Source organism: Cyanobium sp. N5-Cardenillas (assembly GCF_024345515.1).
Taxonomy (GTDB): Bacteria; Cyanobacteriota; Cyanobacteriia; order PCC-6307; family Cyanobiaceae; genus Cyanobium.
In genome coordinates, this window is record NZ_JAGQBG010000191.1 from 1 (window position 1) to 6,190 (window position 6,190).

The window sequence follows — 6,190 nt, forward strand, 5'->3', positions numbered from 1 at the left end:
TTTCACGGGGCCTCCCTGCTGGAGGAGCAGGCGGCGGCGATCGAGCGGATCGCCGACCTGGCCCGGGAGCATGCCGTCGATGCGGTGCTGATCGCCGGCGACCTCTACGACCGGGCCATCCCGCCGGCCGAGGCCGTGGACCTGTTCAACCGGGCCCTGGCCCAGCTGAGCCGCGATGGCACCGCCGTGGTAGCCATCGCCGGCAACCATGATTCCCATGTGCGGGTGTCGGTGTACGACCCGCTGCTCTCGGCCTTCGGGGTCACGGTGCGGGGCGACGTGGGCCGGGCCAGCGAGCCGGTGCTGGTGACGCCCCGGGACGGGGGCGTGCCGGTGGCCATCTATCCCCTGCCCTACCTGGAACCGGCGGTGGTCGGGCCGGCCCTGGCCGGGGCTCCCGTGCGCCTGCGCCACGAGGAGGTGACCCGGCTGGCCCTCGAGCGGATCCACGCCGACCGCCGCGAACGGCCGCCCCAGCGTTCGGTGCTGGTGGCCCACACCTTCGTGGCCGGCGGGGAAACCTCGGAATCGGAGCGGGAGCTCACCATCGGCAACGTCGACCGGGTGAGCGTGGCGGCCTTCGAGGGCTTTGATTACGTGGCCCTGGGCCACCTGCACCGCTCCCAGCAGCTGGACGGCCCCCGGGTGGCCTACTCGGGCACCCCCCTGGCCTACTCCTTCTCCGAGGAGCAGCACGTCAAGTCGGTGCGGATCGTGGAGCTGGCCGCCGACGGCACGCCCAGCGCGGAAGTGGTGCCCCTGGGAGTGGGCCGGCGCCTGTGCACCCTGCGGGGACCCATCGACGAGCTCTGCGGCGACCCCCGCCACGCCGCCGCCAGCGAAGCGCGGGTGCGGGCGATCCTCACCGACGACTCCCTGCCCCTGCAGGCCATGGCCCGGCTGCGGGCCCGCTTCCCCCACATCGCCGAGCTACGCCACGAACCCCCGGAGCTGACCCGCGCCGGCGGCGCCGAGCGCCACCGCCAGGTGCGCCAGGCCCGTTCGCCGCTGGAGCTGGCCACCGCCTTCTTCACCGACCAGCAGGGCCAGCCGCCCGGCGAGCCGGAGGCCGAGCTGCTGCGGGCGGCCCTGGCGGCGGCGGAACGGGGAGGGGAGCGGTGAAGCCCCACCGCCTCTCGATCGAGGCCTTCGGGCCCTATGCCGATCCGGTGGCGATCGACTTCGACGCCCTGGCCTCCGAGGGGCTGTTCCTGATCCACGGCACCACCGGCGCCGGCAAGACCTTCCTGCTCGATGCCCTCTGCTTCGCCCTCTACGGCGAGGTATCGGGCGAGCGCAGCGTCAAGGGCCTGCGCTCCGACCACGCCGCCCCCGGCGCCGTGCCCCGGGTGAGCCTGGAGTTCTCCTGCGGCGCCGCCCGCTACCGGGTGGAGCGCACCCCCGCCCATACCGCCCCCAAGGCCCGTGGCCAGGGCACGGTCGAGAAAGCACCCCAGGCGTTCCTGTTCCGCCTGGACGCCGGGGCGCCGGAGCAGGCCGTGGCGGCGAAAACCACCGAGGTGACCCGCGAGGTCGAACACCTGGTGGAGCTGAATGCCGCCCAGTTCCGCCAGGTGATCCTGCTGCCCCAGGGGCGCTTCGCCGAGGTGCTGCGGGCCAGGGCCGAGGAGCGCGAAGCCCTGCTCAAGACGCTCTTCGACACGGTGATCTACGAGCGGGCCGGCTGGTGGCTCGAAGACCAGGCCCGCACGGCGCGGAACCTGGCGCTGGACCAGGCCCGGGAGCAGGAGGTCCTGCGGCGCCGGGCGGCCGACGCCTGGACCCCCCAGGCTCCTGAGCCGCCGGAGGGGGCCGAACCGCCCGAGCCACCCGCCGACCAGGCCGGCCTGGAGGTGCTGGTGGTGAACATCGGCATGGTGGTGCGGGGCACCGAGGCCGCCCTGGGGGAGGCCGTCACCAGGCTGACGGCAGCCCAGACGGCCCAGGCGGCTCTCATGGCGCAGGCGGAGCGCTGGGACCGGCGCGCCGCCGCCAGCACCCGGCTCAGCGAACTGGAAGCCAAACGGGAGACGGTGGCGGAGTACCGCCAGAAACTGGAGCGGGCGGAGCGGGCCGAAACGTTGCGGCCCAGCCTGGTCGCCGAAGCGGGGGCCCGACGGGAACTGGAGCGGGTGGAGCGGGGGCTGCAGGAGCAGCTGCGCGCCGCACGCCAGGCCAGGGACGGAGCTCGGGCGCTGCCGCCGACGGTGCAGGGGCTGGATCTGGTGGCCCTCCCCTCCGCCGAAGCCCTCGCCGCGGCCGGCGCCGACCTGGCCGCCCGGGGGGCCGAGGTGCGGGAGCTGGCCCGCAAGGCCGAGGAGGCCGCCCAGGCCGGGGGCGCCGCGGCCGCCGCCAGCCAGCGGGCCGGCGAGGCCGAGGCCGGGCGGGCCACCGCCGTCGGCCAGCAGGAGCTCCTGGCGGCGGAGCAGGAGCGGGAGCTGGCCCGGCTCGCCCAGGCCCGCAGCGCCCGCGACCAGCTCGAAGGCCTGCAGCGGGCCGCCCGGGAGGCCGAAGGCCGTGCCTTGGCCGCCGAAGCCATCGCCCCGGCCCGGGAGCGGCAGCTCGCGGCCGAAGCCGCTAGGAACGGCGCCGATCACCACGTCAACACGGCGGCCGCCGGCCTCAACCACCTGCGGCGGAACCAGATCGAGGGCATGGCCGCCCGGCTGGCCGGGGGGCTGGCCGCCGGAGCCCCCTGCCCGGTCTGCGGCGCCACGGAACACCCGGCACCGGCCCGGCCCTCGGCCGATGCCGTGGATGACGGGGCGATCACCGCCGCGGAACGGACCCTGGCCGCGGCCACCCAGGCGGCGCAGGCGGCGGCGGTGGCCCTCGCCAACGCCCAGGCCGCCCTGGGCGCCGTGCTGGAGAAGGCGGGCGACAGCCCCGATCCGCTCGCCGCCCGCCAGGCCGCCGGCACCGCCGCCGCGGCCCACCTGGCGGCCCAGGCCCTGGCTTCCGGGCTGCCGGCGCTGGAGCGGCGAACCGCCGATCGGGAGCAGCAGCGGCAGCAGCTCGCCAAGGCCATCGAGGTGGCCGCCACGGCGATCGCCCTGGAGCGTCGGGCCGCGGCCGAGGCCAGCCAGCGGCAGCGGGCCCTGGCGGAGCAGGTGGCGCGGGAGCTGGGGGAGGGGCTGGAGCCCGGTGCGGTGCTGCGGGCCTTCGGGCCCCTGGAGGCCGCCCTCCAGGCCCTGGTGGCCGGAGCCGGCCCCCACACCCGCGCCACCAGCGAGCTGGAGCAGGCGGCCCGGCGGCTGGGCCAGGAACTGGCCGCCTCGCCGTTCGCCACGGCGGCAGACGCCGCGGTGGCCCTGCAGGAGGAGAGCTGGCGCCGGAAGCTGGTCGAGCGGATCGCGGACTACGAGGCGGCGGTGATCCAGCAGCGCAACCTCCTGGCCGCCCCCGATCTGGCCGATCTGCCCGAAGCCCGACCCGACACCACCGCCGCCGGCGAGGCCGTGGCCCGCCAGGATGGGGCCCGCACCCGGGCGGTGGAGCGCCACAGCGAAGCCAGGGCCGCCCAGCGGGAGATCACCCGGCTGGCCGCGGAACACCGGGCCGGCGCCACCGCACTGGCGGCGAAGCAGGAGAAGGCCGAGCGGCTGGGCGCCGTGGCCAACCGCTGCCAGGGCAAGGCGGCCCCGTACATCTCCCTGCAGCGCTGGGTGCTCTCGGCCTACCTCGCCGACATCTGCGGCTGCGCCAACCAGCGGCTCACCCTGATGACCTCCGGCCGCTACCAGCTGCGGCTCACCGACGAGGGCGGCCACGGCGGCCGCAACGCCGGCCTGGGCCTGCGGGTGCTGGATGCCTACACCGGCGAGGAGCGGGAGGTGAGCAGCCTCTCGGGCGGCGAAACCTTCCAGGCCTCCCTGGCCCTGGCCCTGGGGGTGGCCGACACGGTGCAGGCCCACGCCGGCGGCGTGCCCCTGGAGGCCCTGTTCATCGACGAGGGCTTCGGCAGCCTCGATCCCGACAACCTGCAGCTGGCCATGGATGAACTGGACCGCCTGCGGGAGGGGGGCCGGCTGATTGGCCTGATCAGCCACGTCGGCGCCCTGCGGGAGCGCATCCGCGGCGGCATCGAGGTGATCGCCGGCGAGCGCGGCTCGAGCCTGCGGGTGGGGGTCACGGCCTGAGCCGACCGCTTTAGAGCAACCCCCGGTGGCGCACGAACAGCTGCACCATCGCCCAGGAGCCCAGGGTCACCTTGAGGGCAACCAGCAGGTTGAGCAGGGGGATCCAGCCCCCCGAGGCCAGGGTGCCGAAGGTTCCAACCGGCAGTGGGATGCCCCCGAGGGCGAAGGCGGAGAGGACCACGAAGGCGATCACGGCGGCCTTCTCCCAGAGGTCGGCGCGCCAGCGGCGGTAGAGGCGGTCGGAGAGCCGGGCCGAGCCGCTGATCAGCACCAGGCCGATGGCCGAACCACCGGCCACGCCCGCCGCGAACCCGCCCCCCGGGGACAGGTGGCCGCGCAGGGCCAGCTCCACCCCGATCAGGGCGGCCATGGTGGCGCCCAGCTGGCAGAGCACCACCGACGGGGCATCGTCGATGGCGCGGATGCTCGATTTGGTGGGCTCCCCCGCCAGCAGGAAGCGCACCCCGATGGAGGCCAGGGTGAACACCACCACCTCGGCGATGGTGTCGTAGAGGCGGGTGTGCAGGATCACCCCCGACACCAGATTGGGCACGTCGGTCATGGCGGCCAGGGAGGCGATCACCGGGCCGATGGGGGGCGCCGGCGGCAGGGCCGCCCCCAGCGGGGCCAGGCAGAGGGCGGTGGCGGCCAGCAGGTAGAGCCAGGTCATGGGATCTCCCGCAGCAGCAGTTCTCCGCCGCCCTGCTGCCAGCGACGGAAGCCCTCCAGGGCCTGCAACCGCTCCAGCAGCCGGGGGTTGGCCAGCTCCAGCCGCGGCCCCGGCCCGAGGCGGCCATGGCAGGGGCCGGCCTGGTCGGCCTCCTCCGGATCCGGTGGCAGCAACCGCAGCCGCAGCGACAGGGGCTCCAGCCAGTCGCGCAGCAGCGCCTGGCTGGCCTCGTTGGGGGGATCGTCGGCCGGATAGGACAACCGCAGCGCCATCGAGGAGCGCAGCGCCACCGCATAGAGGGTGGTGGAGAGCAGGGTTCCCACCAGGGCTTCGGTGATCGCCACGTCCGGGGCCCCCAGCAGGGCGTAGAGCAGGGTGGACACCGACCCCAGGATGCCCCGCAGCACCAGGGTCTGATACGGGTTCGACTGGCTCACCAGCAGCACGGCGGTGAGCGGCAGCAGGGCGGTGATCGGCAGGAGCAGATCCAGCTCCCCCACCAGGGACACGGCGCCGCTCATGGCTCCGGCCCCCGGCGGAAGGCCAGCGAGCAATTGGCCAGCACGTAGCCGAAGATCGTGTTCCACAGGATCAGGGCCACCAGGGCCAGCACCAGCAGGGGCCACTGGCCGGGGATCCGCAGCAGCAGGCCCAGCAGCATCAGCGCCGAGCCGAGGGTGTCGGCCACCGAGAGGGCATGCAGCTTGCTGAGGTAGCTGCGGCTCTCCAGCAGGGGCCAGGTGCCCCAGAACCAGAACACCAGTCCGGCCCCGAGCAGCAGCAGGCTGGCGTGATCGGCCAGGAGGGCGAGGGTCATCGCTCCGTCCCCCGCAGCAGGTTGGCCAGCAGCAGCAGCCCGGCGTTGCCGGCGCACAGGACGATCACGCCGGCCAGCCCCAGCATGCGGTCGCCCCGCACCGCCGACACCACCAGGATGATCAGGGCCACCTTGCTGGCGACGCTGGAGAAGGCCGCCAGGCGGTGCCAGACATCGCTGGGCCGGCAGGCCACCGCGATCGGGATCAGCAGGGCCAGCACCATCCCCCAGAGCAGCACCGTCATGGGGTCGGCCCTCCGGTGTGGGGCCCCGGCGCCCGGCGGGGCGTCAGGGCGTGGATGCGGTAGCGACGTCCGCCGTCCTCCAGGCCGAGCACGATCGTGAAGGGGGTGAGGGTGATGCGGAACACGTCCAGGAACACGAGCAGGGGGATGGTGCCGTCGGTGGTGGCCTCTCCGAACTCCTCCTCCACCGGCTCGCGGCCGACGATCAGCCGCAGGGCCTCCAGGTAGGCCTGGGGCACGGCCAGCAGGCTGCGCCCCAGGGCCCGCAGCAGGGCGCGCATGGGCAGGGGCCTGGAGTGGGCACGGGGCAGCAGCAGGG

7 protein-coding genes are annotated in these 6,190 nt (G+C 74.9%); 2 read left to right on the forward strand and 5 right to left on the reverse strand.

The window, feature by feature from the left end; all coding sequences use genetic code 11:
* On the forward strand, positions 1-1,122 hold a 1,122-nt coding region (locus KBZ04_RS13435; RefSeq protein ID WP_254992413.1), incomplete at its 5' end, for an exonuclease SbcCD subunit D.
* A complete protein-coding gene (locus KBZ04_RS14310) occupies positions 1,119-4,139 on the forward strand; it encodes an SMC family ATPase (protein ID WP_315860122.1) in 3,021 nt (1,006 codons plus the stop codon). The genes KBZ04_RS13435 and KBZ04_RS14310, both read left to right, overlap by 4 nt.
* Positions 4,140-4,149: 10 nt before the next feature.
* On the opposite strand, the gene KBZ04_RS13450 is transcribed toward KBZ04_RS14310, so the two are convergent.
* The 5 genes from KBZ04_RS13450 to KBZ04_RS13470 form a co-directional block, all read right to left on the reverse strand.
* Positions 4,150-4,809, reverse strand: a complete 660-nt coding sequence (locus KBZ04_RS13450; RefSeq protein ID WP_254992414.1) for a Na(+)/H(+) antiporter subunit B — start codon at positions 4,807-4,809, stop codon at positions 4,150-4,152.
* Complete coding sequence (locus KBZ04_RS13455; protein ID WP_254992415.1) at positions 4,806-5,330, reverse strand: hydrogenase subunit MbhD domain-containing protein; 525 nt, start codon at positions 5,328-5,330, stop codon at positions 4,806-4,808. The genes KBZ04_RS13450 and KBZ04_RS13455 overlap by 4 nt, the downstream gene beginning before the upstream one ends.
* A complete protein-coding gene (locus tag KBZ04_RS13460) occupies positions 5,327-5,626 on the reverse strand; it encodes a monovalent cation/H(+) antiporter subunit G (RefSeq protein ID WP_254992416.1) in 300 nt (99 codons plus the stop codon). Before KBZ04_RS13460 ends, KBZ04_RS13455 begins: the two co-directional genes overlap by 4 nt.
* Positions 5,623-5,871 (reverse strand): hypothetical protein, encoded by a 249-nt coding sequence (locus tag KBZ04_RS13465; protein WP_015109571.1) that lies wholly within the window; start codon positions 5,869-5,871, stop codon positions 5,623-5,625. The genes KBZ04_RS13460 and KBZ04_RS13465 overlap by 4 nt, the downstream gene beginning before the upstream one ends.
* Positions 5,868-6,190: Na+/H+ antiporter subunit E (locus tag KBZ04_RS13470; RefSeq protein WP_254992417.1), on the reverse strand; the 323-nt coding region annotated here is incomplete at its 5' end. The genes KBZ04_RS13465 and KBZ04_RS13470, both read right to left, overlap by 4 nt.